Source organism: Rathayibacter sp. AY1C4, assembly GCF_002932195.1.
Classification (GTDB): Bacteria; Actinomycetota; Actinomycetes; order Actinomycetales; family Microbacteriaceae; genus Rathayibacter.
On sequence record NZ_PSWE01000012.1, the window covers coordinates 83,269 to 109,715 of the forward strand.

Below are 26,447 nucleotides of genomic sequence, written 5' to 3' on the forward strand. Positions count from 1 at the left end.
TTCCGCCCCGGGCGTCCGGATGCCAGCGTGGGCACATGGCCGACTCCCCCGCTCCGTCCCTCCTGCCCGTCCCCGAGCACAGCTGGATCGCCCGACCCGCCGACGCCGAGCTGACGCAGGACACTCTCGACACCGTCGACGCCTGGTGGCGCGCCGCGAACTACCTCGCGGTCGGGCAGATCTACCTGCTCGCGAACCCGCTCCTGAAGACCCCGCTGAGCCGGGAGGACATCAAGCCCCGCCTGCTCGGCCACTGGGGCACCACCCCCGGCCTCAACCTGATCTACGCGCACCTGAACCGCGCGATCCGCGAGCGCCGCCAGCCGACCCTCTACATCACCGGTCCCGGCCACGGCGGACCGGGCATGGTCGCCAACGCCTACCTCGACGGCACCTACAGCGAGATCTACTCCCACATCGACGAGTCGGAGGAGGGGCTGCGCCGCCTCTTCCGCCAGTTCAGCTTCCCCGGGGGCATCCCCAGCCACGCCGCCCCCGAGACTCCGGGCAGCATCCACGAGGGCGGAGAGCTCGGGTACGCGCTGAGCCACGCGTACGGAGCGGCCTTCGACAACCCGGACCTCCTGGTCGCGGCGGTCGTCGGCGACGGCGAGGCCGAGACCGGCCCGCTCGCCACCAGCTGGCACTCCAACAAGTTCGTGAACCCGCTCACCGACGGCGTCGTCCTGCCGATCCTGCACCTCAACGGCTGGAAGATCGCGAACCCGACCGTCCTCGCCCGCATCCCGCAGGAGGAGCTCGACAGCCTCCTCCGGGGCTACGGCCACGAGCCGTTCCTCGTCGAGGGCGGCTTCGACGGCGAGGACCCGATGCGCGTGCACGAGCGGTTCGCCGACGTCCTGGACACGGTGCTCAACCGCATCGCGGCGATCAAGGAGCGCGCCGCCGCCGGCGACCTCTCACGCCCGGCCTGGCCGATGATCGTGCTGAAGACCCCGAAGGGCTGGACCTGCCCGACCGAGATCGACGGCGTCCAGGTGGAGGGCACCTACCGCTCGCACCAGGTCCCGCTGCCCAACGCCCGCGACACCGAGGCGCACACCCGCCTCCTCGAGGACTGGCTCCGCTCCTACCGGCCCGAGGAGCTCTTCACCGAGGAGGGCGGCGTGGTCGACCGCGTCCGCTCGCTGGCCCCCGAGGGCGAGCTGCGGATGAGCGCGACCCCGCACGCGAACGGCGGGCTGCTGCGGCAGACCCTCGACCTGCCCGACTTCCGCCGCTACGAGGTCGTCGTGGAGCAGCCGGGTGGCACCGTCGCGGAGGCGACCAAGGTGCTCGGCGAATGGCTCGCCGACGTCATCCGCGCCAACCCGACCAACTTCCGCCTCTTCGGGCCGGACGAGGTCGCGAGCAACCGGCTGCAGTCCGTCTACGCCGCCACCGACAAGCAGTGGGACGCCGAGCTCAGCCCCCTCGACGACCACCTGGCTCGCGCCGGGCGGGTCATGGAGGTGCTCTCGGAGCACCAGTGCCAGGGGTGGCTGGAGGGCTACCTGCTCACCGGCCGCCACGGGCTCTTCACCTGCTACGAGGCGTTCATCCACATCATCGACTCGATGTTCAACCAGCACGCGAAGTGGCTGGACGGCACCCGCGACATCGAGTGGCGCCGCCCGATCGCGAGCCTCAACTACCTGCTCTCGAGCCACGTCTGGCGCCAGGACCACAACGGCTTCAGCCACCAGGACCCGGGCTTCATCGACCACGTCGTCAATAAGAAGCCCGAGGTCGTGCGCGTCTACCTGCCCTTCGACGCGAACACGCTCCTCTCGACCTACGACCACTGCCTCCGGAGCGTGGACTACGTCAACGTGGTCGTCGCCGGCAAGCAGCCCTCGCCCCAGTGGCTCACGATGGCGGAGGCGGTCGCGCACTGCACGCGGGGCCTCGGCATCCTGGAGTGGGCGAGCAGCGAGCGGCAGGGCGAGTCCCCGGACGTCGTGCTCGCCTGCGCGGGCGACGTGCCGACCCTCGAGACCCTCGCGGCGGTGAGCATCCTCCGCGAGACGCTGCCGGACCTTGCGATCCGCACGGTCAACGTGGTCGATCTGATGCGTCTGATGTCGGAGTCGGAGCACCCGCACGGCCTCTCCGACCGCGAGTTCGATGCGGTCTTCACCCCCGACCGCCCGATCGTGTTCGCGTACCACGGCTATCCGTGGCTGATCCACCGCCTGACCTACAAGCGGACCGGCCACGGCAACCTGCACGTGCGCGGGTACAAGGAGAACGGCACCACCACCACTCCCTTCGACATGGTGATGCTCAACGACCTCGACCGCTACTCGCTGGTGATCGACGTCATCGACCGGACCCCCGGCCTCGGCGCCCGCGCCGCCGGTCTCCGCCAGGAGATGCAGGACGCCCGCATCCGCGCCCGCGCCTACACCCGCGAGCACGGCGAGGACATCCCCGAGGTCGCGAACTGGACCTGGGCCGGCGAGCGCTCCGGCAACGCCAGCGCCAACACCGGCAACGACAACGAGTAACGCTGGGCCGCACCCGACGCCCCTCTCCTGACGGGTCGCGGTCGTGTCGCTGGCAAGGCGGAGGAGGAAGCGATACCGGCGGTATCGCGCCCGACGACAACGCCGCCAGCGGCGCGACCGCGGCCCGTCAGGCGCTGGCAAGGCGGAGGAGGAAGCGATACCGGCGATCGCGCCCGACGACGACGCCGCCAGCGGCGCGACCGCGGCCTGTCAGGCTGCGGGAGCCAGGTAGTCGTCCCAGTCGGGCTGCGTCCGCTCCGCGCCGCGCACGAGCCAGGAGCCGGCGCGCGGCATCCGGGGGACGGTGCGCAGACGCCATCCCATCTCGTGCGGGGTTCGGTCGCTCTTGACGTTGTTGCAGCGCTGGCAGCAGGCGACGAGGTTCTCCCACGTGTCCCGGCCCCCGCGCGACTTGGGCTGGATGTGGTCGATCGTCGCCGCGTGCTGACCGCAGTATCCGCAGCGGTGGTTGTCCCGGCGGAGCACGCCCCGGCGCGATACCGGCACACTCCGGCCGCTCGGGATGCGCACGTACCGGGTCAGCACGATCACCGAGGGCCGCACGTGGTCGCCGTGCGCGCTGTGCACCGGATTGCCCTCGTCCGCGGCGATCACGGTCGCCTTCTCCGTCATCAGCAGGACCAGGGCCCGCTTGAACGACACCACCGCGAGCGGCTCGTAGCCGGCGTTGAGAACCAGAGTGCGCATCAGTGACCTCCGTGCTGTCGCACGCCGTCGCGCGAAGGCGCCGCGACCACGAGCAAGGGCGCCGTCGTGATGACGGCGCCCTGCGAGGCCGCGGCGGAGTGCCGCGCGATGACGTGGAGTCGTATCCGCGTGTCGGAGGAGTGCACCGCAGCGGTGAGGACCCGCGCGCGTATTGAATCGGCCTGCCGCACGCGCGAGCGCAGCCCCACGCTGTGGCGCCCGCTCCGCTCGGCCATCCCGGCACTCCGTCCCTCGACGAATCGATCCGCTCGCCACGCGAGCGGACTGGGGTTCAGGTTAACCCTTCACGCCCGGAACACCAGGGGTCGGTCCGGATTCGTCACGCGGCGTTCACACGGCGGGACGACGAGAGCCCGCCCCCTCCAGGAGGGGACGGGCTCTCGAGCGGATCGACCGGATCAGCCGTTGATGCGCACGATCCGGTAGTCGGAGGTCCACAGCGGCTGCACGCGGACGCTCGCGCCCTCGTAGGGTGCGTGCAGGATGTTGCCGTTGCCGGCGTAGAAGCCGTCGTGGCCGTCCATGATGACGAGGTCGCCGGGCTGCGCGTCGGCGAGCGAGACGGGGGTGCCCATGGCGCCCTGGCCCGCGGCCGAGTGCGGCATCGAGATGCCGTACTGCGCGAAGACGTACATCACGAAGCCGGAGCAGTCGAAGCCGCTCGGGTCGGCTCCGCCGAAGACGTAGGGCACGCCCTGGTACTGCATCGCCGTGTCGAACACCGCCGAGAGGCTGTAGCTGGTGGTCGGGGCGGCGGCCGCGATCTCGCTGGCCGAGGCGCCGGAGTAGGAGTTGAACTCCTCGGCGGTCTCGGCGCGCGCCTCGGCGACGTCGCTCGTGTCGACAACGGGCTCGGCGACCACGACGGGCTCGGGCTCCGGTGCGGGCGGCGGGGGCGCCGCCTCGGCCGAGAAGCCGTCTCGGGCGATCGCGGCCTGCACCACTCCGCCGTCGACGGCGACGGTCTGCGCGGAGCCCTGGCGGAGGAGGTCGGCTCGCGACGCCGCGAACAGGCCGTCGTCCTGGCTGCCCGGAGTGAAGGCGTAGGCAGGGAGCGCCATGGTCGCGACCAGCGCGCCGGCGAAGCCGACCATCGCGACCTTGCCGACGACACGGCCCCGGCGCTTGCGCGGGGTCCCGGCCGGCGACGCCACGAAGTCGGTGATGTCCGCGCGGCGGGCAGGAGCTGCGGGAACGGCGCGACGGGAGACGGGTGCGTCCCCGTCGATCCGGGCGCGGATGACCGGGGGCCGGTTCTCGAAGGTCGCGTCGCCGGAGCGGTCGGGGTGGTTGGAGCGGAACCGGTCGGGTGAGCCGGCGTCCTCGTTCGGGGTGAGGGGGTTCTGGGGCAAGGGGGAGATCCTCCGACGTCCCCTCAGCCCAGGCAGCTGTCCCGTCTCATGCACAAAGCATCGGTGTGCACAGGATCCGAGACGGGTGTGGGGGCGTCGGATCCCGCGCCCTGGGACCGAGGCTCGGCCGCAGGGCTCCACAGAGCGTAAGCGACCGTTACCGATTTGTCACCTTCTCGGCGGAAAGAGACCGCTCTCCCGTTCGCCTCCGGTCACCGGATGCGGTAAGGGCCCGTACGGGCCACTCCCAGGGACGCGCGGGTCAGACGACGAGGAAGATGTGCGCAGCGACCTCGTTGGGCAGCTCGATGCCCGCCTCGGCTCCGTCGATGCGCGCGAGCACGTAGCCGTTGAGGGCCGAGAACTCGCCCTCGGCACCGGGCACGACCCCGGCCTGCTTGAGCTGGAGGAGGAGCTCCGGATCGACCTGCGCCGGCTCGCCGAGGCGTCGGACGACGCCGCGGCGGGGCTCGCTCGACCCCGCGACGAAGCGCGGCAGGCTGATGACGCCGTCGGCGAAGCGGGAGGCGGGGGTGTCGCCGAGCTCGTCCAGGCCCGGGATCGGATTGCCGTAGGGCGACTCCGTCGGGTGGTCGAGCATCTCGAGGAGACGGCGCTCGACCTGCTCGCTCATCACGTGCTCCCAGCGGCAGGCCTCCTCGTGCACGAACTCCCAGTCGAGCTTGATGACGTCGTGGAGGAGCCGCTCGGCGAGGCGGTGCTTGCGCATGACGTGGATCGCCTTGCGGCGGCCGTCGGAGGTGAGCTCGAGGTGGCGGTCGCCCGAGACGACGACGAGGCCGTCGCGCTCCATGCGACCGACGGTCTGCGACACGGTCGGCCCGGAGTGGCTGAGCCGCTCCGAGATGCGCGCGCGCAGCGGGATGATGTTCTCCTCCTCGAGCTCGAGGATGGTGCGCAGGTACATCTCGGTGGTGTCGATCAGATCCGTCATCTCAGCCTTCCCGTCTCGGCGCGCTCCACCCTAGTGGTCGCCTCGACGCAGCATCGGCGCTGCGGCGCGACGCAGGCCTCCGTCGCTCGGAGGAGGGGTGCGGGCCGGGAACCCTAGTATTAACGCATGCCGGACCTCACCATTCCTCGCGAGCTGCTCCCCCACGACGGACGGTTCGGCTGCGGCCCGTCCAAGGTGCGGCACGACCAGCTCGCCCACCTCGCGACGCAGGGCGCGCACCTCCTCGGGACCTCGCACCGCCAGGCGCCCGTCAAGGACCTCGTCGGGCGCGTGCGCGAGCACCTCGCCACGCTGTTCCGCATCCCCGACGGCTACGAGGTCCTGCTGGGCAACGGCGGCTCGACCGCCTTCTGGGACGCCGCCGCCTTCTCCCTCATCGAGCGCCGCGCCGAGAACCTCACGTTCGGCGAGTTCGGCCAGAAGTTCGCGGCCGCCGCCTCCGCGCCGTTCCTCGAGCCGGCCCACGTCGTCTCCGCCCCCGCGGGGTCCCGGAGCGAGGTCGAGATCGTCGAGGGGATCGACGTGTACGCGTGGCCCCACAACGAGACGAGCACCGGAGTGATGGCCCCGGTCCGCCGGGTCCGCGGCGACGAGGGCGCGCTCACCGTCATCGATGCCACCAGCGCGGCGGGCGGCATCGACGTCGACATCGCCGAGGCCGACGTCTACTACTTCGCCCCGCAGAAGAACTTCGCCTCCGACGGCGGACTCTGGTTCGGCCTCTTCTCCCCCGCCGCGATCGAGCGGATCGAGCGCATCGCGGCGAGCGGCCGCTACATCCCCGAGTTCCTGAGCCTCAAGAACGCCGTCGACAACTCGCGCCTGAACCAGACGCTGAACACTCCGGCGCTCTCGACCCTCCTGCTGATGGAGTCGCAGCTCGAGTGGATGAACGCCTCGGGCGGCCTGGCCTGGGCGTCGGCGCGCACGGCTGAGTCCTCCTCCACGATCTACGACTGGGCCGAGGCCTCGAGCCTCGCCACCCCGTTCGTCGAGGTGCCCGAGCACCGCTCCCAGGTCGTCGCGACCGTCGACTTCGACGCCTCCGTCGATGCCGCTCTCGTCGCGAAGATCCTCCGCGCGAACGGGATCGTCGACACGGAGCCGTACCGCAAGCTCGGCCGCAACCAGCTGCGCGTGGCGACGTTCGTCGCGATCGAGCCGGACGACGTCCGCTCGCTGCTCGGCTGCATCGACCACGTCCTCGAGCGCCTGGCGGTCTGAGGCACGCCATGCGGCTGTGGCTGCGCGAGGAGGAGCGGCGGCCCGCGCCGCCGCCCTACGCGAGCGACGACGCGACGGCTCTGCTGGTCGGATGCGTCGTCTGGGCGGTCGCGCTCGTGGCCGTGCTCGTGGCGACGGCCGTCGGAGCCGTCATCGAGCCGGTCGTCCTGTCGACCGTCGTGATCGGACTGGTCCTCGGCACGATCGGGCTGTTCTACAGCCGCAACCGCCGCTAGACCGCGTCGGTCTCCATCCGGAGTCCGGTGCCGTCGGCCTCGGGCTCGAGACGGACGCGCAGGCCGGTGAACTCGCCGAGGCGCTCGACGTGGGTGCCGCCGCACGCGATCGCGGCGTCCCCCGCGGGGAGGGTGCAGCGCCATGTCCGCCGCGTGCTGAGGAGGTCGTCGTCGCGCTCGATGCGCACCTCCGCGTCCGAGGCGATCCACTCGGCGAGGAGGGCGTTCACCCGCTCCTGCACCTCGAGGATCTCCGCCAGCAGGCGGGCGGTGTCCATCCCGCTGCGTCGGAGGGACTTGCCGAGGCGGTAGACGTCGGTGGAGCCGGACTCGCGGATCCGCGAGGTCTGGATCGCGGCCTGGTCGAAGTCGGGGTTGCCCAGGGCGTCGGTGCGTGCCGGCTTCGACCAGAACGAGGCCAGAGCGGCGTTGAGGGCGAGGGAGGCGAGGTGGCAGGCGGTGTGCCCGCGGGAGAGCTCGTGCCGGTGCTCCTGCTCGACCTCGACGTCGACCTCGTCGTCCACGTGGAGTGAGGAGGCGTCGTCGACGATGTGGACGACGACGAAGGTCCACTCCGGAGTGTCGAGCCGCGCCGGGAGCCGCTCGCCGACGTGCAGCTCGCCGCCCTGCCATGCCCCGATGCGGCAGTCGATGAGGGGAAGCCGCTCCCCCGCCACGACCAGCGCACCGCGGTCGGGCCCCTGGTCGGGCCAGGTCGGGTCGACGGGGTGAGCGGCGGTCGCATCGAGGACGACCGCCCAGCGGCCGTCCTGCAGCCGGCCCACGTGCTGCACGCGCCCGGAGGAGCGCACGGCGCCGTCGGGATAGGCGATGCGGGTGTCGGAGTCGATGCTCATCGGGCGGCGCCGGACCGGATCAGCGGCGACGGCGACGGCGACGGGTGGTCGGGGCGGGAGCGGGTTCGGGCCCGACGTCGTCGGAATCCTCGTCGTCGGGGTCGTCGTCCGGGTCGTCGGAGTCGTCCTCGTCCGAGTCCTCGTCGTCCGAGTCGTGGTCGTCGGAATCGTCCTCCGAGTCGTCGTCGTCATCCGAGTCGTCGTCGTCGCCCGCGTCCTCGAGGGAGTCGTCGTCCGACTCGTCGTCGAGGTCGTCTTCCTCGGCGTCCTCGAGCTCGTCGTCGTCCGCGTCCTCGACCTCCTCGCCGAGCGAGTCCTGCGCGGTCTGGTAGTCGGCGAGACGCACGGACCACGGCACCCAGTCCGGAGCGAGGACCGCGCCCTCGCCCGGCAGCAGCTCGACCTCCAGGACGTTCACGTCCTCGGTCTCGTCGATCCGGGACAGCGTCGCCGTCCACAGCCAACCCGGGTACCCGCGCATGAGGTTCGCGAACTGCAGCGACACGACGTGCTCGCCCTGCGCCAGAGTCGTGACCAGCTCCCCGATCGTCCCCTCGGGGGCGATCTCGGCGAGCGCGGCGCGAGCGACATCGAGAGACCCCGCGAGCACGGCGTCCGCCTCGTAGACGGGCTCGGGAGCCTCGTCCGCGGCGGCCTCGTCCGCCTCCCCCGGGGAAGCGTCGTCGTCGGCCTCGGAACGGTCGTCGGCGACGGGGGCGGAATCCTCAGCAGAAGTCGCATCCTCAGCAGGAGCACCGTCCTCAGCAGGAGCCGCATCCTCAGCAGGAGCCGCATCCTCAGCAGGAGCCGCATCCTCAGCAGGAGCCGCATCCTCAGCAGGAGCCGCATCCTCAGCAGGAGTCAAGTCGTCAGCAGGAGCCATGTCCTGAGCAGGAGCCGAGTCCTCAGATGTTCCCGCGTCGTCAGCAGGAACCGCATCGTCAGCAGTGGCCGCGTCCTCAGCAGGAGCCGGCACTGCAGCAGAAGCCGTGTCCGCGCCGGGAGCCCCCGCCTCAGCGGCGACACCGTCGGCCGGAGGAGTCTCCTCCGCAGAGGCGGAGTCCTCGCCAGGAGCCTCGGTCACCGGGAGGGCGGCGTCGCTCTCACCCTCGCCGGAGGGAGCCTCGTCGACAGGAGCCGCCTCGTCAGCGGCGATCTCCTCGTCGGCTCCGCTCGCGTCCTCGGCGGAGGAGTCCTCCTCGGCAGGAGTCGTGTCCGGCTCGCCGGAGTCGCCCTCTTCCGAGGACTGCTCCACGCGAGCGTCCTCCGGGGTCGGAGCGGCGACGGTCTCCTCGACCGGGCGCTGCTCGTCGGTCGTGCCGTCGGCGTCAGGCATCCAGCTCGTCCGCAACCCGGCGCAGGAGCGCCGCGATCGTGCGCCCGTGGGCCTTGTCGGGGTAGCGGCCGCGCTTGAGCCCGGCGCCGATCCCGTCGAGCAGCTTGACCGTGTCCTCCACGATCACGGACATGTCGTCCGCGGACTTCCGGTTGAGCTTCACCAGGCTCGGCGGGGCGTCGAGGACGCGCGCCGAGAGCGCCTGCGCCCCGCGCTTGCCGTCGGCGATGCCGAACTCGAGGCGGGTGCCGGCCTTGACCGCGGTCCCGGAGGGCAGCGCGGAAGCGTGCAGGAAGACCTCCTGGCCGTCATCAGTGCTGATGAAGCCGAAGCCCTTCTCCTCGTCGTAGAACTTGACCTTGCCGGTAGGCATGCAGACCCCTCCTGGAAATGAAGCAGCCATCAGTTTAGTCGACCGGGGCCGCCCTATCCTTGACGAGTGAAGCCACAGGAGCCGGCGGGCGTCGGACGCGCGGAGCGCACGCTCGCCTACATGTTCATCGCGATCATCGTCGTGACGGTCCTCGCGTTCCTCGCGATCCTGGTCGCCCCCGCGCTCGGGATCCGCGAGTACGCCGGCCCGTTCTGGCAGTTCGTCTTCGCCGTGCCGCTGGTGGGCCTGCCCATCGCGTTCCTCATGATGATCGCGATGCTCATCGTGGGTGTCCGGCGCCGCCGCGCGCAGCCCTGATCGGACGCGCTCTCCTCCTGCCGCACCGCCTCCGATCCGGCGTTCCCCGCCGCCGAGCCTGCACCGAGCGCCCGGACAACCGCCTCCCAGACTTCGTACAGCCGACGGCCAGATACTGTCCTGCATGGACGGACCCCGCATTCTCATCGTCGACGACGAGCCCAACATCAGAGACCTGCTCACCACGAGCCTCCGCTTCGCCGGCTTCGCCGTGCGTGCGGTCGGCAACGGGGCCCAGGCCATCTCGGCAGTCCTCGAGGAGGAGCCGGACCTGATCATCCTCGACGTGATGCTCCCCGACATGAACGGGTTCGGCGTGACCAAGCGCCTCCGCTCGGCCGGGTACACCTCCCCCATCCTCTTCCTCACGGCGAAGGACGACACCGAGGACAAGATCACGGGCCTCACCGTCGGCGGTGACGACTACGTCACGAAGCCGTTCAGCCTCGACGAGATCGTCGCGCGCATAAAGGCGATCCTCCGCCGCACCATGCACGCCGAGGAGGACGCGGTCATCCGGGCCGGCGAGCTGACCATGGACCAGGACACGCACGAGGTCCTCGTCGGCGACGAGCCTGTGGAGCTCAGCCCCACCGAGTTCAAGCTGCTCCGCTATCTGATGCTCAACCCGAACCGGGTGCTCAGCAAGGCGCAGATCCTCGACCACGTGTGGGAGTACGACTTCAACGGCGATGCGGGCATCGTCGAGTCCTACATCTCGTACCTGCGACGTAAGCTCGACACGCATTCGGAGGAATCGCTCATCCAGACCAAGCGAGGATTCGGATACATGCTGAAGGTCGCGAAGGCCTAGCCTCCGCCACCTCGGCGCCACCTCCCGCCGGAGGCGCGGCGCCCGCCGATCCCGAGGGAGTTCCACCGCCATGCACCAGGGTCTGGCCGAGCGGTGGAACTCCATCTCGTTGCGCACGAAGATCACCGCGGTCACGGTCCTCCTGCTCACGCTGGGACTCCTCGTCTCCGGGATCGGGACGATGACGATGCTGAAGCCGCAGCTCGTCGCCCAGCTCGACGCACAGCTGGCCGACCAGGTCCAGCGGACGGCGAGCGACCTCTCCGTCAACGACCTGGCCGCGATCGACGAGTCCAAGGCCGATTTCGGCGCCGTCTACGACCAGTACGGCACGCTCGACAACACGAACGCGTCCGGCGCGGCCGACCCCGCCTTCCCGCAGACCTTCACCCTCGAACAGGCGCTGCAGGGCGGCGACAAGCCGATGGAGATCTGGAGCTCCAACGGCAAGGTCGAGTACCACGTCATGTCGACGGTGTTCACGAGGGGCACCGAGTACCAGACGCTCCTGCTCGCGGTGTCGACCCGCAGCGTCGACGTCATCATGACGACGTACCTCACGATCTTCCTCGGCTTCGGAGTCGCGATCGTCGTGATCGGCGCACTCCTCACCCGCCTGCTGGTCACCACCACCTTCGCCCCGCTGCGCGAGGTCGAGCAGACCGCCGCCGCCATCGCCGACGGCGACTTCAGCCAGCGCCTGGACGGCACGACGCCCAACACCGAGGTCGGACGCCTCAACCGCTCCCTGAACGCGATGCTCGGGCGGATCGACTCCGCCTTCCGCGACCGCGCCCGCACGATCGACCAGATGCGCCGCTTCGTCGGCGACGCCAGCCACGAGCTGCGCACGCCGCTGGTGTCGGTCCGCGGCTACGCCGAGCTGTACCGGATGGGCGCTCTGCAGACGCCCGAGGCCGTCGGCCAGGCGATGGAGCGCATCGAGAAGGAGGCGATCCGGATGGGCGGCCTGGTCGAGGACCTCCTCGAGCTCGCCCGCCTCGACGAGACGAAGCCTCTCGCACTCGCGCCCGTCGATCTGATGCCGCTCGCCCGCGACGCCGCGATGGACGCGATGGCCTCCTGGCCCGACCGCGACTTCGGCGTCGAGACCCGCGACGACACCCCCGTGGAGACGCCCGCGCTCGAGCCCGACGAGGCCGGCGCCTCCGCCACGCAGACCATGGAGCTGACGAACCCCGGGCTCACCGGCCCGATCGCCGCGGCAGGAGCGAGGCTCGCCCGATTCCGCCGGCGTCCGCGCCGGGTCAACGCCGAGGAGATCGCCGCCGGCACCGCCACCGCCCCCGAGGAGCCGGGCGTGCCCGCGATGGTGATGGCGGAGGAGAACAAGATCCGCCAGGTCCTGACGAACCTGATCGGAAACGCCGTCCGCTACACGCCCGAGGACACTCCGATCGAGATCGGCGTCGCCGTCGACCGCTCCCGCCGCCTCGCCCTGCTGGAGGTCATCGATCACGGCGAGGGCATCCCGCCGCAGATCCGCGAGAAGATCTTCCAGCGCTTCTGGCGCGCGGACACCTCGCGGACCCGCGAGACCGGCGGCAGCGGCCTCGGACTGGCGATCGTCTCCTCGATCGTCGCCGCGCACAAGGGCCGCGTGGACGTCGTCGAGACGCCGGGCGGAGGCGCGACCTTCCGCGTCGCGCTGCCGCTGCTCACGGTCGGCCAGAACGGCGAGACCTCCCCCGCCTCGGTCTGATCCGAACCGCGGTCCGTCCTTCCTCGGGGGCCCCTTCGGTCCGAGCTCTCCCGTCGACGTCCGCGAGCGGCACGGATCGATCCGCCCGGGGCGACCGTGACCTCGCGCACCCGGCGCTCACGGCCGCGCACGGCCGCGCACGGCCGCGCACGGCCGCGCACGGCTCACTCTCTCCTCTTGGGGACCAACGGGCGGCGAGCCCGCCCGGACCGCTGGAGATGACACCCGACGCTCGACGGATGCCGCGTCGCCGGCTCTTGCAGAGTCGCCGTCCGCATCCGTTCGGCCGACGACATCTCCGCCCCGACCCCGTACGTCGCGACCCGCACCGGCGCACCCCACGCGCTTCTGGTGCCGGTGTCCGCTGAGGAGACCGAGGCGGCGCGGAGGGCGGTGCCACCGCAGGAGGACCGCCGTTGTGGTCGCGGAGCGGATCCAGGACCACCTGCCGGTCCGGTCGCCTGCTGCTCGCTCAGATGCCTCCGGAAACGCCGAAGGCGGCTCCCCCGGAGGGGAACCGCCTTCTGCGTGGTGGGGGGACGGACTAGAAGTCCATGCCTCCGGTGGGGTCGCCGCCCGCGGCGACCGGGTTCTTCTCGGGCTTGTCGGCGACGACGGCCTCCGTGGTGAGGAAGAGACCGGCGATCGACGCCGCGTTCTGCAGAGCGGAGCGCGTGACCTTGACCGGGTCGATGATGCCCGCGGCGATGAGGTCGACGTACTCGCCGGTCGCGGCGTTGAGGCCGTGTCCGGTGGGCAGCTCGCGGACCTTCGCAGCGACGACGCCGGGCTCCATGCCCGCGTTGAGGGCGATCTGCTTGAGCGGGGCGTCGATGGCGACCTTGACGATGTTCGCGCCGGTCGCCTCGTCTCCGACGAGCTCGAGCTTCTCGAAGGCGAGCTTGCCGGCCTGGATGAGGGCGACGCCACCACCGGCGACGATGCCCTCCTCGACGGCGGCCTTCGCGTTGCGGACGGCGTCCTCGATGCGGTGCTTGCGCTCCTTGAGCTCGACCTCGGTCGCCGCTCCGGCCTTGATGACCGCGACGCCGCCGGCGAGCTTCGCGAGGCGCTCCTGGAGCTTCTCGCGGTCGTAGTCGCTGTCGGTGTTCTCGATCTCGCCGCGGATCTGGGCGACGCGGCCGGCGATGGCCTCGGCGTCGCCGGCACCCTCGACGATCGTGGTCTCGTCCTTGGTGATGACGACCTTGCGGGCCGAGCCGAGCAGGTCGAGGGTGACATTCTCGAGCTTGAGGCCGACCTCCTCGGAGATGACCTGGCCGCCGGTGAGGATCGCGATGTCCTGGAGCTGCGCCTTGCGACGGTCGCCGAAGCCGGGGGCCTTGACGGCGACCGACTTGAAGATGCCGCGGATCTTGTTGACGACCAGGGTCGCCAGCGCCTCGCCGTCGACGTCCTCGGCGATGATCAGCAGCTGCTTGCCCGCCTGGATCACCTTGTCGACGACCGGGAGCAGGTCCTTGATGTTCGAGACCTTGGAGTTGACGATGAGGATGTAGGGGTCCTCGAACACCGCCTCCTGGCGGTCGGGGTCGGTCACGAAGTACTGCGACAGGTAGCCCTTGTCGAAGCGCATGCCCTCGGTGAGCTCGAGCTCGGTGCCGAAGGTGTTCGACTCCTCGACGGTGACGACTCCCTCCTTGCCGACCTTGTCGATCGCCTCGGCGATGATCGCGCCGATCTCGGGGTCCGCGGCGGAGATGGAGGCGGTCGCCGCGATCTCCTCCTTGGTCTCGATCGCCTTCGCGCCGGCGATGAGCTCGGCGGTGACGGCCTTGACGGCCTTCTCGATGCCCTTCTTGAGGCTGATCGGGTCGGCGCCGGCCGCGACGTTGCGCAGGCCCTCGCGGACGAGCGCCTGAGCGAGGACGGTCGCGGTGGTGGTTCCGTCGCCGGCGACGTCGTCGGTCTTCTTGGCGACCTCCTTGACGAGCTCGGCGCCGATCTTCTCGTACGGCTCGTCGAGCTCGATCTCCTTGGCGATGGAGACGCCGTCGTTCGTGATGGTGGGAGCGCCCCACTTCTTCTCGAGGACGACGTTGCGGCCGCGCGGGCCGAGGGTCACCTTGACCGCGTCGGCCAGAGTGTTGAGTCCACGCTCGAGGCCGCGGCGGGCTTCTTCGTCAAAAGCAATGATCTTGGCCATGTGTGTTTCTCGTCCCTCCCGGACGTCGTGAAATGTCTGTGCTGGCACTCGACCGGAGCGAGTGCCAAGGTCGATTCTGGCACTCGCGGTGGACGAGTGCAAGCGACCGGCACGCGCTCCGACACGAAGGAGCCGCCGCCCGCACGAGGCGGACGACGGCTCCCGGGAGGCTCGGCGGTCAGGCCGGGCGGACCGATTCGGCCTGGGGGCCCTTCGACCCCGTGCCGACCTCGAACGCGACCTGCTGCCCCTCCTCGAGGACCTTGTACCCCGACATGTCGATCGCGGAGTAGTGGACGAAGACGTCCTGTCCGCCGCCGTCGACCGTGATGAAGCCGTAGCCCTTCTCAGCGTTGAACCACTTGACGGTTCCGTTCGCCATCTCTGTACTCCCCAGTGCTGTGATGCCCGCGGCACGAGCGATGTGCTGGTGCCTGGTCAGGAATACTAATCCGGCTATCGGCCCCGGGAGGGGCTGGAAAGGGCCTCGCGGGGAAGAGTTGCCCGGGATTCAACACGGAGGAAACGTGCCCGTAACAGAGGGCCCCGATCAGCCCTGCTCGGACGCGTAATCGGCCCCCAGGACCACGACGACGGAGCCCGTCTCGACGAAGTCCTGCGAGAGCAGGACGGTCCCCGTTCCGAGCGAGTCGACGAGACCGAGGGCCGCTCCCTCGAGCGCCGGGTCGGTGAAGTAGACGGTCGTGGCGGCGATGTCCTCGGTGTTCGCGTTCGCGACGGTCGGGACGCTCCAGCCGGCCGTCGTCAGGGCGTCGCCGGCGCTGGCGGCGAGTCCGACGGTGGCGGTGCCGTTGAGGACGGCGACGGCGAGCTCGGGATCGAGCGTCGCGGCAGCGGTCGGGGTCGCCTCCGCGGTCGCGGTGGGCGGAGTGAACACGTCTGTGAACTGCACCCGGTCGTCGATGACCAGCAGCCCGATGAAGCCGAGCAGGACGATGACTCCGGTGGCGAGCGCGGCCCAGGCGAGGGCGACGGCGCGGGCGTGAGGGGCCGGCGGCCGGCGGTGGGCGCCGACGCGCGCCTCCGTCGCCGGGACCTCGTCGAAGCGGTCTCTCGGGTGCGTGTTCGACATCGGGGGTACGGCCGGCCTTCCGTTGGTGGACTCGAGCAGCTCGTCTACTCGAGGCGCCCGAGGCGTCGCGAGGCGCGGGCGCCGGCGCGCTGGTCGCGGATGCGCTGCAGCCGCGTGACGAGCATCGGGTCGTGCGCGAGGGCGGCCGGAGAGGCGAGCACCGCGCTGAGCACCTGATAATAGCGGGCGGCCGACAGTCCGAACTGGGAGCGGATGGCGTCGTCCTTGTCCCCGGAGCGGGCCGTCCACTCGCGCTCGAAGGCGAGCACCCGCAGCTCGCGCTCGGACAGACCGGTGCCCGGCCTCGGGTCCGTCGTCCTGCTCATCCCTCCAGGGTAGGCAGGCCCACGGCCGCCGCCGGGGAGGCGCTCCGAACACCTCGTGACCGTGTCGCGGCATGGAGGCGGGGAGTCTCCTCCACAGCCCGCGGAGGCGGAATGGAGCCGTCGCCCCGGGGGTTGGACCAGGTGGAGGGGCGCGACCGCCCCCGTACACTGACGAGGATTCCGAGGGAGACCCATGTCGTCGTATTCCGTGAACAAGTCCGACGCCGAGTGGCGCGAGGAGCTCGACCGCGACCAGTACGCGGTCCTGCGCGAAGCGGCCACCGAGCGCCCGTGGACCGGCGAGCTGCTCGACGAGCACCGCTCCGGCCTCTACACCTGTGCCGCCTGCAACGCCGAGCTCTTCAAGAGCGGCACCAAGTTCGACTCCGGCTGCGGCTGGCCGAGCTTCTACGAGTCCGTGAACCCGGACGCGGTCCAGCTGATCGAGGACAGCACCCTCGGCATGGTCCGCACCGAGGTCCGCTGCGCGAACTGCGGATCCCACCTGGGACACGTCTTCCCCGACGGCTTCGGCACGCCCACCGGCGACCGCTACTGCATGAACTCGATCGCCCTGAACTTCCAGGCCGAGGGCGAGTGACCGTGTCCTCCTCCCCCGTGCTCGAGGCCGTCCTCGCGCGCCGATCGCGCTCGAAGGTGACGCCGGAGGCTCCGGGGCACGACGAGATCGCGGCGTTCGTCTCGGCGGCGTCGCGTCTCGCCGATCACAGCTCGCTGCGCCCGTGGCGGGTCATCGAGATCCGCGGCGCCGCCCGCGACCGGGTCGGCCGCAGCTTCGCGGTCGCCTCGGGGGCGAAGAAGGACCCGCGGAAGTACATCGAGAAGACGCACCGCGCCTCCCTGCTGCTGGCCGTCGTGGTCAGCGTCAAGAAGTCGAAGGTGCCGGCCTGGGAGCAGGAGGCCGTCGCCTCGGGCGTCGCCCACCTCCTGAGCCTGCTGCTCGACGAGGCGGGCTGGGGTGTCTTCTGGCGCACCGGCTCCTACACGCGCGACAAGGCCGTGCGGAAGGCGCATCGCCTCGAGAAGGGCGAGGAGCTGCTCGGCTGGCTCTACGTCGGCCGTCCCGACGGGAAGATCGGCGGCCCCAAGCGTCCCGCTCCCGCCGAGCGGCACCTCAGCATCCTCGAACCGTGAGACGCGGCGGGCCCCGATCCGGGCGGATCCGGGGCCCGCGATAGGGTGGCCGGGCGCGCGAGCGCACCTGCCGACGTGGCGCAATTGGTAGCGCACCCGACTTGTAATCGGGCGGTTACGGGTTCAAGTCCCGTCGTCGGCTCAGGAGAGAAGAAGGCCCCGACCGCTGCGTGCGGTCGGGGCCTTCTGCATACGCGGGGCTCCTGCGCGTCCGCGGCTCAGCCCGCGGCGGCCGGAGTCGGCTCGGAGGAGGCCGGAGCCTCGGTGGAGACCGGGGCGTCGCCGGGAGCCGGGGTCTCGGTCGACGCGGGCGTCTCGGTCGACGCGGGGGCCTCGGTCGAGGCGGGCGTGTCGCTCGGCGCCGGGGTCTCGGAGGAGGTGGGCGCGGGAGTCGCCGACGAGTAGGAGTCGGCGGCGGCCGAGAGCACGAAGGAGCTGAAGGCGTCCGGGTCGGTCAGCGAGCCCGAGTACGCCTCGCCGTTGACCAGGACGGTCGGGGTGCCCGTGACAGCGGGCACGTCCGTGCCGGGCAGCGGACCCGATGTGGCGCGCTCGGTCGCGGCGCGGACCCAGCTCACGAAGCTCTGGTCGTCGATGCAGGTGTTCACGGCCGCCGTGTCCTCGACGCCCGCCTGCGAGGCGTAGTCCTTCAACTGGTCGTCCGAGAGTCCGTCGGTCCCCTCCGCCGGCTGGTTGGCGAACAGCAGGGAGTTGAAGTCGAAGAACGAGTCGGGCGAGCGGTCCGCGACGCACGCGGCGGCGTTGGCCGAGCGCTCCGAGTACTTGGTGCCGTTGGAGCGGGTCGTGAGGATGGCGATCGGGTGGATCTCGACCGTCGCGGCACCGCTGGTCACCCACTCCTTGATCTGGTCGCCGTTGGTCTTCTCGAACTGGCCGCAGTAGGGGCAGAGGTAGTCGAGGTAGACCCGGATGTCGACCGTGCCGGCCGAGGTGTCGAGCGCGCTGGGGGTGGGCGTCCCGTCGGCGGCGACGGCGCCGCTCGTCTGCGCGACCATGTTCTCGCCGATGACGACACCGTCGCTCGCCATGTTCGCCGGGCCCGGACCCGCGGGGCGGATGCTCGAGGTGACGGCGAAGACCACGATCACGACGACCGCGATCACGACGGCGGCGAGCCCGCCCTGCAGGGCGAAGCGGCTCACGCGGTCGCGGCGCTTCTGCTGCTCGCGCAGGCGGCGCGCCTTCTCTCGGGCGGCCTCTCGTCGCTGGTTCTTCGAGAGACGGTCATTGGCTCCGCCGGTGGTCATGACAAGAACGCTCCGAATGAGAGAGGGGGAAGAAGGGGGTCGCCGGGCGCGACTCGCCGGAATCCTACGCGCGAGCCCTGGGAAACCTCCAAACGACGGATACGCGGTGCCCGACCGACGACTGTCGGCCCCGTGGCATACTGTGACGGTTGGTCGGAGTCGCCCACGCGATGATGACCATCACTTCCATTCACTCGGATCGTCCGGCACGTACCTGCCGGTGAAGGAGCAAGAACAATGGCGTCCGTAACTTTCGACCACGCGTCCCGCGTCTACCCCGGGGCCACTCGCGCCTCCGTCGACAAGCTCAACCTCGAGGTGGGCGACGGCGAGTTCCTCGTCCTCGTCGGCCCCTCCGGCTGCGGCAAGTCCACCTCGCTGCGCATGCTCGCCGGCCTCGAAGAGGTCAACGAGGGCCGCATCCTCATCGGCGACCGCAACGTCACGGACGTTCCGCCGAAGGACCGCGACATCGCGATGGTCTTCCAGAACTACGCGCTGTACCCGCACATGTCGGTCGCCGAGAACATGGGCTTCGCGCTCAAGATCGCCGGCGTCAACAAGGACGAGCGCGCCGCGCGGGTCCTCGAGGCCGCGAAGATGCTCGACCTCGAGCCCTACCTGAACCGCAAGCCGAAGGCGCTCTCCGGTGGCCAGCGCCAGCGCGTCGCGATGGGCCGCGCCATCGTCCGCAAGCCCCAGGTCTTCCTCATGGACGAGCCGCTGTCGAACCTCGACGCCAAGCTCCGCGTGTCCACCCGCACCCAGATCGGCACGCTCCAGCGCCGCCTGGGCATCACCACGGTCTACGTCACCCACGACCAGACCGAGGCGCTCACCATGGGCGACCGCATCGCGGTCCTCAAGGACGGCCTCCTCCAGCAGGTCGGCTCGCCCCGCGACCTGTACGAGAACCCGAACAACGTCTTCGTGGCCGGCTTCATCGGCTCGCCCGCGATGAACCTGTTCCACGCGGACGTCACCGACGGCGGCGTCAAGTTCGGAGACACCGTCCTCCCGATCGCCCGCGAGGCACTCGCGAAGACGAACCAGAAGGTCGTCACGCTCGGCGTGCGCCCCGAGGACGTCACCGTCTCGACCCAGCCCGGCGGACTGCCGATCGAGGTCGACCTCATCGAGGAGCTCGGCTCGGACGGCTACCTCTACGGCCACACCGAGGTCGAGGGCCGCCGCACCGACATCGTCGCGCGCGTCGACGGCCGCGTGCACCCGACCGCGGGCGACCGCGTGTACGTGACCGCGAACCACCGCGTGCACATCTTCGACGCGGAGTCGGGCGAGCGCCTCTCCTGAGCCTCCTCCTGCACCGCACGCTGCCGCCGTCCCCTCCAGGGCGGCGGCAGCGTCGTCTGCGGCTCCCCCACCGTCCGACACGCGACACGAACGGCGCACCATGTCCGGCTCCCTGAACATCACCTCGGCCACCGTCGACCCGGCCCTGCTCGACCTGCCGTGGAACCTGCGGCTCGACGACTGGCCCGACGAGTACATCGCCGCCCTGCCGAAGGGCATCTCGCGGCACACGGTCCGCTTCGCCCACCTCTCCGGACACGTCGTCGCCGTCAAGGAGACGACCGCCGAGATGTCGCGGCGCGAGTACGAGATGCTGAAGACGCTGCAGCGCCTCGACGTGCCGTGCGTGGTTCCGGGCGCGGTGATCACGAACCGCACCGACGACGAGGGCGAGGCCCTGCCCGCCGTGCTCGTCACCCGTCACCTCAAGTTCTCGCTCCCCTACCGGGCGCTCTTCTCGCAGACGCTGCGGCCGGACACGGCGACCCGCCTGGTCGACGCGCTGGCGCTCCTCCTGGTCCGCCTGCACGTGATCGGCTTCTTCTGGGGCGACGTCTCGCTCTCGAACACTCTCTTCCGGCGCGATGCCGGCGCCTTCGCCGCCTATCTGGTCGATGCGGAGACCGGGCAGCTCTACTCGGGCGGCCTCTCGAACGGCCAGCGCGAGAACGATCTGGAGATCGCCCGCGTCAACATCGCCGGCGAGCTGCTCGACCTCGAGGCCGGCGGTCGCGTCGACGACGACCTCGATCCGATCACGGTCTCCGACGGAATCGTCGCGGCGTACCGCAGCCTCTGGAAGGAGCTGACCGGTGCCGAGTCGTTCGCGACCTCGGAGCGCTGGCGGATCAACGACCGCGTGAACCGGCTGAACGAGCTGGGCTTCGACATCGAGGAGCTCGCGATCAAGACCGACGAGGCCGGGTCGACGGTGCGCATCCAGCCGAAGGTGGTCGACGCCGGCCACCACCAGCGGCGGCTGCTCCGTCTCACCGGGCTGGACGCGCAGGAGAACCAGGCGCGACGCCTGCTCAACGACCTCGACTCGTACACGGCGACCTACGACAAGCAGGGCCTGGACGAGGAGATGGTGGCGCACGAGTGGCTGGCGCAGGTGTTCGAGCCGGTCATCCGCTCGATCCCCCGTGATCTCAAGGGCCGCCTGGAGCCGGCCGAGATGTTCCACCAGCTGCTCGAGCACCGCTGGTTCATGTCGCAGCAGCAGGCGCGCGACGTCCCCCTGGCGGAGGCGGTCACCGCCTACGTGAACGACATCCTGCGTCACCGCCGCGACGAGGCGACGGTCATCGCTCCTCCCACCGAGGCGCTGACCCTCCCGAACCTCGTCCTCGACGAGTCCGGCGACGCCGAGCTCACCGACGAGGACGCCGACGTCGACTGGACGAAGAACGTCTGACCCCCCACCACCGCAAGAGGGCCCGCGCTGTCAGCACGGGCCCTCTTCGCATTCCCCCGGCTCGCTCGCCGCAGGCGGCGCCCCTCGATCCGCTCGCCGCAGGCGGCGCCTGTGACATCCAGACCCGTAGCGCGGGTGCCGGCGCGGTGAGCTGCAAGGCGGAGGAGGAAGCGATACCGGCGGTATCGCGCCCGACGACAACGCCGCAGATCGCCGTGCCGGTGCCCGCGCGGGGAGCTGCAAGGCGGAGGAGGAAGCGATACCGGCGGTATCGCGCCCGACGACAACGCCGCAGATCGCCGTGCCGGCGCCCGCGCTACTCGGAGGCGGAGCGGAGTTTGGAGATCTCGTAGAGCGCGACCGACGCCGCGATCCCGGCGTTGAGGGATTCGGTGGCGGAGCTGATCGGAATGGAGACGACGGCGTCGCACTGCTCGGTGACGAGGCGGGAGAGGCCCTTGCCCTCGCTGCCGACGACGACGAGGAGCGGCCGGTCGGCGAGTTCGAGGCCGGGCAGCATCACGTCGCCGTCGCCGTCGAGTCCGATGACGAAGACGCCGGCGCGCTTGAAGTCCTTGATCATGGCGGTGAGGTTGGACGCCATCGCGACGGGGATGCGCGCGGCGGCTCCGGCGGAGGTCTTCCAGGCGGCGGAGTTGAGGCCCACGGAGCGGCGCTGCGGGACGATGACGCCCTGGCCGCCGAACGCGGCGACGGAGCGGATGATCGCTCCGAGGTTGCGCGGGTCGGTGATGCCGTCGAGGGCGACGAGGAGGGGGACCGCTCCGCGGGAGACGCTGCGCTCGAGCAGGTCGCTCGGGTGGGCGTACTCGTAGGGCGGCACCTTCAGCACGAGGCCCTGGTGCACGGAGTCGGGGCCGGCGAGGCGGTCGAGCTCCGGGCGCATGACCTCGAGTACGGGAAGGCCGCGGGCGGTGGCGATCTTGAGCGCCTCCTTGACCCGGTCGTCCATCTCGATGCGGGTCGCGAGGTAGAGGGTGGTGGCCGGGATGCTGGCGCGCAACGCCTCGAGGACCGAGTTCCGGCCCGTCACCATCTCGAAGTCGTCGCCGCTCTTGGGCTTGCGCGACGGAGCGGGGCGCCCCTGTCCGCGGGCGGCCGCGGAGAGGGCTCCGCCGGGGCGGCCCTTGCCGCCTGCAGCGACGAAGCGCTCGCGCGCGAGCTTCGCCTTGCCTGCGGGGTGGTAGGGCCGGTCCTCGGCCTTGGGCGTGGGCTTCTTGCCCTCGAGGGCCTGACGGCCCTGACCGCCGGAACCGACGGCCTTGCCCTTGCTCTTCTTTCGGACCGCTCCGGGGCGGCCGGGCTTATTCGCCATCGAGACTCCAATGCGCACCCGTCTGGGTGTCTTCGATCGTGATTCCCGCCGCGGCGAGATCGGTTCGGATGCGGTCGGCGCTCGCCCAGTCGCGCTGCTCGCGCGCGGTCTGGCGTTCGGCGACCAGGCGGTCGACCAGCACGCTGAGCGCGCGGTACGAGGGTTCGTCGTCGGAGCGCGCCCACTCGGGCGCCTCCGGGTCGATGCCGAGCACGGCCGCCATCGCGAGCACCTGGGTGCGCAGGGCCGAGACGGAGCCGAGGTCCTCGGCGTCGAGGGCGGCGTTGCCGGCGCGCACGGTCTCGTGCAGGACGCCGATGGCCTGCGGGACGGACAGGTCGTCGTCCATCGCCTCGGCGAACTCCTCCGGAACCACCGGCTCGCCGAGCGCGGCGAACCGCGTGCCGTCGAGGCGGCGGCGGGAGCGCTCGAGGAAGCCCTCGATCCGCTCCAGCGCCGCTTCGGCCTCCTCGAGGGCCCCGTCGTGGAACTCGAGGGTGGAGCGGTAGTGGGCCGAGCCGAGGTAGTAGCGGACGACGAGCGGGCGGGCCGCCTCGAGCAGCTCGGAGGCGAACACCGAGTTGCCGAGCGACTTGCTCATCTTCTGGCCGATGACGGACACGAGGCCGTTGTGCAGCCAGTAGCTGGCGAAGGCGTGGCCGGCGGCGCTGGACTGGGCGAGCTCGTTCTCGTGGTGGGGGAAGCGCAGGTCGAGCCCGCCGCCGTGGATGTCGAACTGGGTGCCGAGGTACTTCGTCGACATCGCGGAGCACTCGATGTGCCAGCCGGGGCGCCCGGCGCCCCACGGCGAGGCCCAGGCGGCCGACTCGGGCTCCTCCGCCTTGGCGCCCTTCCAGAGAGCGAAGTCGTGCGGGTCGCGCTTGCCGCGCGGGTCGGCGTCGGTCGCCGCCTCCATGCTCTCGAGGCGCTGGTGGGTGAGCGAGCCGTAGTCCGGCCAGGACCGCGTGTCGAAGTAGACGTCGCCGGAGTCGTCGGGCGCCGGGTAGGCGTGACCGCGCTCGATCAGGGTCTGGATGAGGGTGATCATCTCGGCGATGCTCGCGGTCGCGCGCGGCTCGTAGGTCGGCGGGAGGATGCCGAGGGCCGTGTACGCGGCGGTGAACTCGAGCTCGACGCGGTAGGCGAGCGCCCACCACTGCTCGACCGGCGCGCCCTCGGGCACCCGACGCCGCGCGTCCTCGGCCATGGCGAGGATCTTGTCGTCGATGTCGGTGACGTTGCGCACCAGGGTGACCTGGAAGCCGCGGTACGCCAGCCAGCGGCGCAGCTGGTCGTAGGCGAGGGCGGAGCGCAGGTGCCCGATGTGGGGCGAGGACTGAACGGTGGGTCCGCAGACGTACATCCCGACCTCGTTCTCGCGGAGGGGGACGAAATCGACGAGGGCCTGGGCCTTCGAGTCATGCAGTCGCAGAGTCACGCGGGCGAGTTTACCGGGCGGACCGCTCCCGGCCGGGTCGGCGGCTCCGCCCGGGGACTACCGGGCGACAGCGGGGGTGGGGAGGACGAGTGCCGTCGCGGTCGCGGCGACCCCCTCGCCCCGGCCGGTGAAGCCCAGCGCGTCCGAGGTGGTGGCGGCGACGCTGACCGGTGCGCCGAGCAGCTCCGAGAGCAGCCTCTGCGCCTCCTCGCGCCGCGGCGAGAACTTCGGGCGGTTGCCGATGAGCTGCACCGAGACGTTGCCGATGGCGAAGCCGGCGGCCTCCACCAGCTCGCGGGTCGCGCGGAGGAAGACCTCGCCGTGGGCGTCCGCGAAGCGCGGGTCGGCCGTGCCGAAGCGGGAGCCGATGTCGCCGAGACCCGCCGCCGCCAGGAGCGCGTCGCAGATCGCGTGGGCGACCGGGTCGCCGTCGCTGTGCCCGGACAGGCCCCGCTCCCCCGGCCAGTGCAGCCCGGCGAGCCAGAGCGGCGACGCGTCGTCGAAGGCGTGCACGTCCGTGCCGATGCCGACGCGCGGCACGACGACGACGGGCGGCGGTGCGAGCACCTGCTCGGCGCGGGCCAGGTCCCAGGGGGTGGTGATCTTGAAGGCGAGCGGATCGCCGGCGACGACGATCGAGGGGCCGCCGCGCGAGGCGAGGAGCGCCGCGTCGTCGGTGAAGTCCTCCTCCGCCGAGGCGTAGGCCTCGTCGAGGAGCGCGCGCGGGAAGCCCTGCGGCGTCTGCACCGCGGCGAGCTCGGAGCGGTCCACCGTGCCGAGGATCCCGCCGTCGGCGCGGATGCGCTTGATCGTGTCGGTGACCGGCAGACCCGGGATCACTCCACCGCGCGTCTCCCGGACCGCCGCGATCACCCGCTCGAACTGGTCGACGGGCGTGAGGGCGCGGGCGGCGTCGTGCACGAGCACCGTCTCCACGGCCGGGCCGAGCGCCCGGAGCCCTCGAGCGACCGACTCCTGGCGGCTGGCGCCTCCGGCGACGACGCTGACGGAGCCGTCCGGGGCGCCGGCGGCGTGCGCGAGAGCGGCCGTCTCCTCGAGGAGGGCGGCGGGAGCCACGACGACGATCTGGACCGGCTCCGCGAGCAGCAGCACCGTGCGCAGGCTGCGCTCGAGGATCGTCCGCCCCGCGCAGTCGACGTAGGCCTTGGGGCGCTCGCGGCCGAGCCTCGTGCCGCTGCCGGCGGCGACGACGACGACGGCCGCGGTCGGCGCGCCGGCCGGACCGTTCAGGATGCGAGGACCTCGTCGAGGAGCACGGAGGCGGCGTCCTCGTCGGTCTTCTCGGCCAGGGCGAGCTCGGAGACGAGGATCTGGCGGGCCTTGGCGAGCATGCTCTTCTCCCCCGCTGAGAGGCCGCGGTCGCGGTCGCGGCGGGTGAGGTCGCGGACGACCTCGGAGACCTTGACGACGTCGCCGGACCCGAGCTTCTCGAGGTTGGCCTTGTAGCGGCGCGACCAGTTGGTCGGCTCCTCGACGACCTCGGCGCGCAGGACCTCGAACACGCGCTCGACGCCCTCGCGGCCGATGACGTCGCGGACGCCGACCAGGTCGACGTTGTCGGCGGGCACCTCGATGACGAGGTCGCCCTGCGCGACGCGGAGCTTCAGGTACGTCTTCTCCTGGCCCTTGATCGTCCGGGTCTTCACCTCGGCGATCGTGGCGGCTCCGTGATGGGGGTAGACGACCGTCTCTCCGACCTCGAACTGCATGCGACGTCCTTTCAGCGGCGGATAGATTACCATGCGCGCCGAGCGGGACGGGAGTCCGGACGGGCGGAGCCGCGGTGCTCGCTACGCTAGCCTGGTGTCGGCTCGTGCACAGTGAAGTCGCCCTGTCCGGGGCGAGCGGGGCCGACGATCTGGAGGTTCCTGTGAAGGCGCGTATCGCTGCATCCGTCGTTCTCGCGGTCGGCGTCGCCCTCGCTACCGCCGGCTGCAACCTCGTCGCCCCGCAGGCGACGCGCAAGATCTACGACCCGAGCGACGGAGTCGGCGCGACGATCGGCGATCTCGCCATCCGCAACGCGATGATCGTCTCGGACGACGGCGAGGCAGGCACTCTGATCGTGACGCTCGTGAACTCCACCGATGAGGCGCTGAGCGTCGAGGTGCAGTACGAGGGCTCCGCGGGCCGCACCAGCGACACCGTCGACGCCGTCCCAGGCCGTACCGAGGTCCGCCCCGACAGCACCGAGGCCGTCCAGATGGACGACATCGACACGATCCCCGGCGGTCTGCTCCCCGTCTACTTCCAGTACGGCTCCGAGCAGGGCAAGGAGCTCCTCGTCCCCGTCCTGACGAACGCCCTCGAGGCCTACTCGACGCTGACCCCCGCTCCCTCCGCGACGCCGACCGTCACCCCGACGGCCGACCCCGCCCGGACGCCCTTCGCGGCGACCGCCCCGATAGGAGAACACGCGTGACCAGCATCCTGCTCGTCGAGGACGAGAGCGCCCTCAGCGAGC

At 71.1% G+C, this 26,447-nt stretch carries 26 protein-coding genes and 1 tRNA gene; 12 read left to right on the forward strand and 15 right to left on the reverse strand.

Features of this window, described 5'->3' with window-relative positions; genetic code table 11:
- Positions 1-35 precede the first annotated feature (35 nt).
- Positions 36-2,510 (forward strand): phosphoketolase, encoded by a 2,475-nt coding sequence (locus C5C99_RS08220; protein ID WP_104339901.1) that lies wholly within the window; start codon positions 36-38, stop codon positions 2,508-2,510.
- A 210-nt stretch (positions 2,511-2,720) separates the two neighbouring features.
- Here C5C99_RS08220 and C5C99_RS08225 read toward each other — a convergent pair whose 3' ends face one another.
- The 3 genes from C5C99_RS08225 to C5C99_RS08240 form a co-directional block, all read right to left on the reverse strand.
- Positions 2,721-3,218, reverse strand: coding sequence for an HNH endonuclease (locus tag C5C99_RS08225; RefSeq protein ID WP_104224608.1), 498 nt, complete (start codon positions 3,216-3,218; stop codon positions 2,721-2,723).
- 419 nt (positions 3,219-3,637) lie between these two features.
- Positions 3,638-4,591 (reverse strand): C40 family peptidase, encoded by a 954-nt coding sequence (locus C5C99_RS17320; protein WP_258063667.1) that lies wholly within the window; start codon positions 4,589-4,591, stop codon positions 3,638-3,640.
- Between the two features lie 262 nt (positions 4,592-4,853).
- Positions 4,854-5,546: a metal-dependent transcriptional regulator gene (locus C5C99_RS08240; RefSeq protein ID WP_104224606.1), complete on the reverse strand. Its 693-nt coding sequence runs from the start codon at positions 5,544-5,546 to the stop codon at positions 4,854-4,856.
- Between the two features lie 126 nt (positions 5,547-5,672).
- On the opposite strand from C5C99_RS08240, the gene serC reads away from it, so the two are divergent.
- Entirely contained in the window at positions 5,673-6,791 is a 1,119-nt protein-coding gene (gene serC / locus C5C99_RS08245; RefSeq protein WP_104263055.1) for a phosphoserine transaminase, read from the forward strand.
- Positions 6,792-6,799: 8 nt separating this feature from the next.
- Positions 6,800-7,027, forward strand: coding sequence for a DUF2530 domain-containing protein (locus C5C99_RS08250; protein ID WP_104224604.1), 228 nt, complete (start codon positions 6,800-6,802; stop codon positions 7,025-7,027).
- On the opposite strand, the gene C5C99_RS08255 is transcribed toward C5C99_RS08250, so the two are convergent.
- Genes C5C99_RS08255 through C5C99_RS08265 form a run of 3 tightly spaced genes read right to left on the reverse strand, consistent with a single transcriptional unit; the run spans position 7,024 to position 9,593 of the window.
- Positions 7,024-7,884 (reverse strand): metal-dependent hydrolase, encoded by an 861-nt coding sequence (locus tag C5C99_RS08255; RefSeq protein WP_104339903.1) that lies wholly within the window; start codon positions 7,882-7,884, stop codon positions 7,024-7,026. The genes C5C99_RS08250 and C5C99_RS08255 overlap by 4 nt on opposite strands.
- A 19-nt stretch (positions 7,885-7,903) precedes the next feature.
- Positions 7,904-9,220 carry a DUF3027 domain-containing protein gene (locus C5C99_RS08260; RefSeq protein ID WP_258063668.1) on the reverse strand — a complete coding sequence of 439 codons (1,317 nt, stop codon included), beginning with the start codon at positions 9,218-9,220 and terminating at the stop codon, positions 7,904-7,906.
- Positions 9,213-9,593 carry a cold-shock protein gene (locus tag C5C99_RS08265; protein ID WP_104224602.1) on the reverse strand — a complete coding sequence of 127 codons (381 nt, stop codon included), beginning with the start codon at positions 9,591-9,593 and terminating at the stop codon, positions 9,213-9,215. The genes C5C99_RS08260 and C5C99_RS08265 overlap by 8 nt, the downstream gene beginning before the upstream one ends.
- A gap of 66 nt (positions 9,594-9,659) precedes the next feature.
- On the opposite strand from C5C99_RS08265, the gene C5C99_RS08270 reads away from it, so the two are divergent.
- From C5C99_RS08270 to C5C99_RS08280, 3 genes are all read left to right on the forward strand, one after another.
- Positions 9,660-9,911: a hypothetical protein gene (locus C5C99_RS08270; RefSeq protein WP_258061220.1), complete on the forward strand. Its 252-nt coding sequence runs from the start codon at positions 9,660-9,662 to the stop codon at positions 9,909-9,911.
- Positions 9,912-10,035: 124 nt separating this feature from the next.
- A complete protein-coding gene (locus C5C99_RS08275) occupies positions 10,036-10,725 on the forward strand; it encodes a response regulator transcription factor (protein ID WP_055787731.1) in 690 nt (229 codons plus the stop codon).
- 70 nt (positions 10,726-10,795) lie between these two features.
- Positions 10,796-12,448, forward strand: a complete 1,653-nt coding sequence (locus C5C99_RS08280; protein ID WP_104224601.1) for a HAMP domain-containing sensor histidine kinase — start codon at positions 10,796-10,798, stop codon at positions 12,446-12,448.
- A 544-nt stretch (positions 12,449-12,992) separates the two neighbouring features.
- Here C5C99_RS08280 and groL read toward each other — a convergent pair.
- From groL to C5C99_RS08300, 4 genes are all read right to left on the reverse strand, one after another.
- On the reverse strand, positions 12,993-14,615 hold the full coding sequence (gene groL, locus C5C99_RS08285) for a chaperonin GroEL (protein WP_104224600.1): 1,623 nt from the start codon (positions 14,613-14,615) through the stop codon (positions 12,993-12,995).
- A gap of 178 nt (positions 14,616-14,793) precedes the next feature.
- Complete coding sequence (locus C5C99_RS08290) at positions 14,794-14,997, reverse strand: cold-shock protein (RefSeq protein WP_104224599.1); 204 nt, start codon at positions 14,995-14,997, stop codon at positions 14,794-14,796.
- A 168-nt stretch (positions 14,998-15,165) separates the two neighbouring features.
- The gene (locus C5C99_RS08295) at positions 15,166-15,708 is read right to left on the reverse strand and encodes a LytR C-terminal domain-containing protein (RefSeq protein ID WP_104337243.1); all 543 of its coding nucleotides are present in this window, start codon (positions 15,706-15,708) and stop codon (positions 15,166-15,168) included.
- 44 nt (positions 15,709-15,752) lie between these two features.
- Positions 15,753-16,034, reverse strand: coding sequence for a DUF3263 domain-containing protein (locus C5C99_RS08300; protein ID WP_104224597.1), 282 nt, complete (start codon positions 16,032-16,034; stop codon positions 15,753-15,755).
- Positions 16,035-16,227: 193 nt separating this feature from the next.
- On the opposite strand from C5C99_RS08300, the gene msrB reads away from it, so the two are divergent.
- The 3 genes from msrB to C5C99_RS08315 all read left to right on the forward strand — a co-directional run bounded on the left by msrB (position 16,228) and on the right by C5C99_RS08315 (position 17,331).
- Complete coding sequence (msrB, locus tag C5C99_RS08305; protein ID WP_104255437.1) at positions 16,228-16,635, forward strand: peptide-methionine (R)-S-oxide reductase MsrB; 408 nt, start codon at positions 16,228-16,230, stop codon at positions 16,633-16,635.
- Positions 16,632-17,189, forward strand: coding sequence for a nitroreductase family protein (locus tag C5C99_RS08310; protein WP_104226480.1), 558 nt, complete (start codon positions 16,632-16,634; stop codon positions 17,187-17,189). Before msrB ends, C5C99_RS08310 begins: the two co-directional genes overlap by 4 nt.
- A gap of 69 nt (positions 17,190-17,258) precedes the next feature.
- Positions 17,259-17,331: transfer RNA gene (locus C5C99_RS08315), tRNA-Thr, on the forward strand.
- A gap of 76 nt (positions 17,332-17,407) precedes the next feature.
- On the opposite strand, the gene C5C99_RS08320 is transcribed toward C5C99_RS08315, so the two are convergent.
- On the reverse strand, positions 17,408-18,457 hold the full coding sequence (locus C5C99_RS08320; protein ID WP_104314574.1) for a thioredoxin domain-containing protein: 1,050 nt from the start codon (positions 18,455-18,457) through the stop codon (positions 17,408-17,410).
- Between the two features lie 237 nt (positions 18,458-18,694).
- Between C5C99_RS08320 and C5C99_RS08325 the strand changes: the two genes are divergently transcribed.
- Together C5C99_RS08325 and C5C99_RS08330 are read left to right on the forward strand one after the other, a co-directional pair.
- A complete protein-coding gene (locus C5C99_RS08325) occupies positions 18,695-19,771 on the forward strand; it encodes an ABC transporter ATP-binding protein (protein WP_104339904.1) in 1,077 nt (358 codons plus the stop codon).
- 100 nt (positions 19,772-19,871) lie between these two features.
- Positions 19,872-21,188 carry a DUF4032 domain-containing protein gene (locus tag C5C99_RS08330; protein ID WP_104226481.1) on the forward strand — a complete coding sequence of 439 codons (1,317 nt, stop codon included), beginning with the start codon at positions 19,872-19,874 and terminating at the stop codon, positions 21,186-21,188.
- A gap of 316 nt (positions 21,189-21,504) precedes the next feature.
- Here the strand turns inward: C5C99_RS08330 and rlmB are convergent, their stop codons facing one another.
- The 4 genes from rlmB to C5C99_RS08350 are packed head-to-tail and all read right to left on the reverse strand — an operon-like array spanning position 21,505 to position 25,692.
- Positions 21,505-22,524 carry a 23S rRNA (guanosine(2251)-2'-O)-methyltransferase RlmB gene (rlmB, locus tag C5C99_RS08335; protein ID WP_104224591.1) on the reverse strand — a complete coding sequence of 340 codons (1,020 nt, stop codon included), beginning with the start codon at positions 22,522-22,524 and terminating at the stop codon, positions 21,505-21,507.
- Positions 22,514-23,962, reverse strand: coding sequence for a cysteine--tRNA ligase (gene cysS / locus C5C99_RS08340; protein WP_104339905.1), 1,449 nt, complete (start codon positions 23,960-23,962; stop codon positions 22,514-22,516). Before cysS ends, rlmB begins: the two co-directional genes overlap by 11 nt.
- Positions 23,963-24,019: 57 nt before the next feature.
- The gene (gene ispD / locus C5C99_RS08345; protein WP_104339909.1) at positions 24,020-25,216 is read right to left on the reverse strand and encodes a 2-C-methyl-D-erythritol 4-phosphate cytidylyltransferase; all 1,197 of its coding nucleotides are present in this window, start codon (positions 25,214-25,216) and stop codon (positions 24,020-24,022) included.
- Complete coding sequence (locus C5C99_RS08350; protein ID WP_104224589.1) at positions 25,210-25,692, reverse strand: CarD family transcriptional regulator; 483 nt, start codon at positions 25,690-25,692, stop codon at positions 25,210-25,212. Before C5C99_RS08350 ends, ispD begins: the two co-directional genes overlap by 7 nt.
- Before the next feature lie 161 nt (positions 25,693-25,853).
- On the opposite strand from C5C99_RS08350, the gene C5C99_RS17105 reads away from it, so the two are divergent.
- Positions 25,854-26,405: a hypothetical protein gene (locus C5C99_RS17105; RefSeq protein ID WP_104355311.1), complete on the forward strand. Its 552-nt coding sequence runs from the start codon at positions 25,854-25,856 to the stop codon at positions 26,403-26,405.
- The last annotated feature ends 42 nt before the right edge of the window (positions 26,406-26,447 follow it).

Coding starts and splice junctions, on each gene's coding strand:
- C5C99_RS08330 (WP_104226481.1), top strand. CDS start 19,872: ATGTCCGGCTCCCTGAACATCACCTCGGCCACCGTCGACCCGGCCCTG.
- C5C99_RS08280 (WP_104224601.1), top strand. CDS start 10,796: ATGCACCAGGGTCTGGCCGAGCGGTGGAACTCCATCTCGTTGCGCACG.
- C5C99_RS08220 (WP_104339901.1), top strand. CDS start 36: ATGGCCGACTCCCCCGCTCCGTCCCTCCTGCCCGTCCCCGAGCACAGC.
- C5C99_RS08260 (WP_258063668.1), bottom strand. CDS start 9,220: ATGCCTGACGCCGACGGCACGACCGACGAGCAGCGCCCGGTCGAGGAG.
- C5C99_RS08250 (WP_104224604.1), top strand. CDS start 6,800: ATGCGGCTGTGGCTGCGCGAGGAGGAGCGGCGGCCCGCGCCGCCGCCC.
- serC (WP_104263055.1), top strand. CDS start 5,673: ATGCCGGACCTCACCATTCCTCGCGAGCTGCTCCCCCACGACGGACGG.
- C5C99_RS08275 (WP_055787731.1), top strand. CDS start 10,036: ATGGACGGACCCCGCATTCTCATCGTCGACGACGAGCCCAACATCAGA.
- C5C99_RS08295 (WP_104337243.1), bottom strand. CDS start 15,708: ATGTCGAACACGCACCCGAGAGACCGCTTCGACGAGGTCCCGGCGACG.
- rlmB (WP_104224591.1), bottom strand. CDS start 22,524: ATGGCGAATAAGCCCGGCCGCCCCGGAGCGGTCCGAAAGAAGAGCAAG.
- C5C99_RS08290 (WP_104224599.1), bottom strand. CDS start 14,997: ATGGCGAACGGAACCGTCAAGTGGTTCAACGCTGAGAAGGGCTACGGC.
- C5C99_RS08225 (WP_104224608.1), bottom strand. CDS start 3,218: ATGCGCACTCTGGTTCTCAACGCCGGCTACGAGCCGCTCGCGGTGGTG.
- C5C99_RS08350 (WP_104224589.1), bottom strand. CDS start 25,692: ATGCAGTTCGAGGTCGGAGAGACGGTCGTCTACCCCCATCACGGAGCC.
- C5C99_RS08265 (WP_104224602.1), bottom strand. CDS start 9,593: ATGCCTACCGGCAAGGTCAAGTTCTACGACGAGGAGAAGGGCTTCGGC.
- C5C99_RS08300 (WP_104224597.1), bottom strand. CDS start 16,034: ATGAGCAGGACGACGGACCCGAGGCCGGGCACCGGTCTGTCCGAGCGC.
- C5C99_RS08255 (WP_104339903.1), bottom strand. CDS start 7,884: ATGAGCATCGACTCCGACACCCGCATCGCCTATCCCGACGGCGCCGTG.
- groL (WP_104224600.1), bottom strand. CDS start 14,615: ATGGCCAAGATCATTGCTTTTGACGAAGAAGCCCGCCGCGGCCTCGAG.
- msrB (WP_104255437.1), top strand. CDS start 16,228: ATGTCGTCGTATTCCGTGAACAAGTCCGACGCCGAGTGGCGCGAGGAG.
- C5C99_RS08240 (WP_104224606.1), bottom strand. CDS start 5,546: ATGACGGATCTGATCGACACCACCGAGATGTACCTGCGCACCATCCTC.
- C5C99_RS08320 (WP_104314574.1), bottom strand. CDS start 18,457: ATGACCACCGGCGGAGCCAATGACCGTCTCTCGAAGAACCAGCGACGA.
- C5C99_RS08325 (WP_104339904.1), top strand. CDS start 18,695: ATGGCGTCCGTAACTTTCGACCACGCGTCCCGCGTCTACCCCGGGGCC.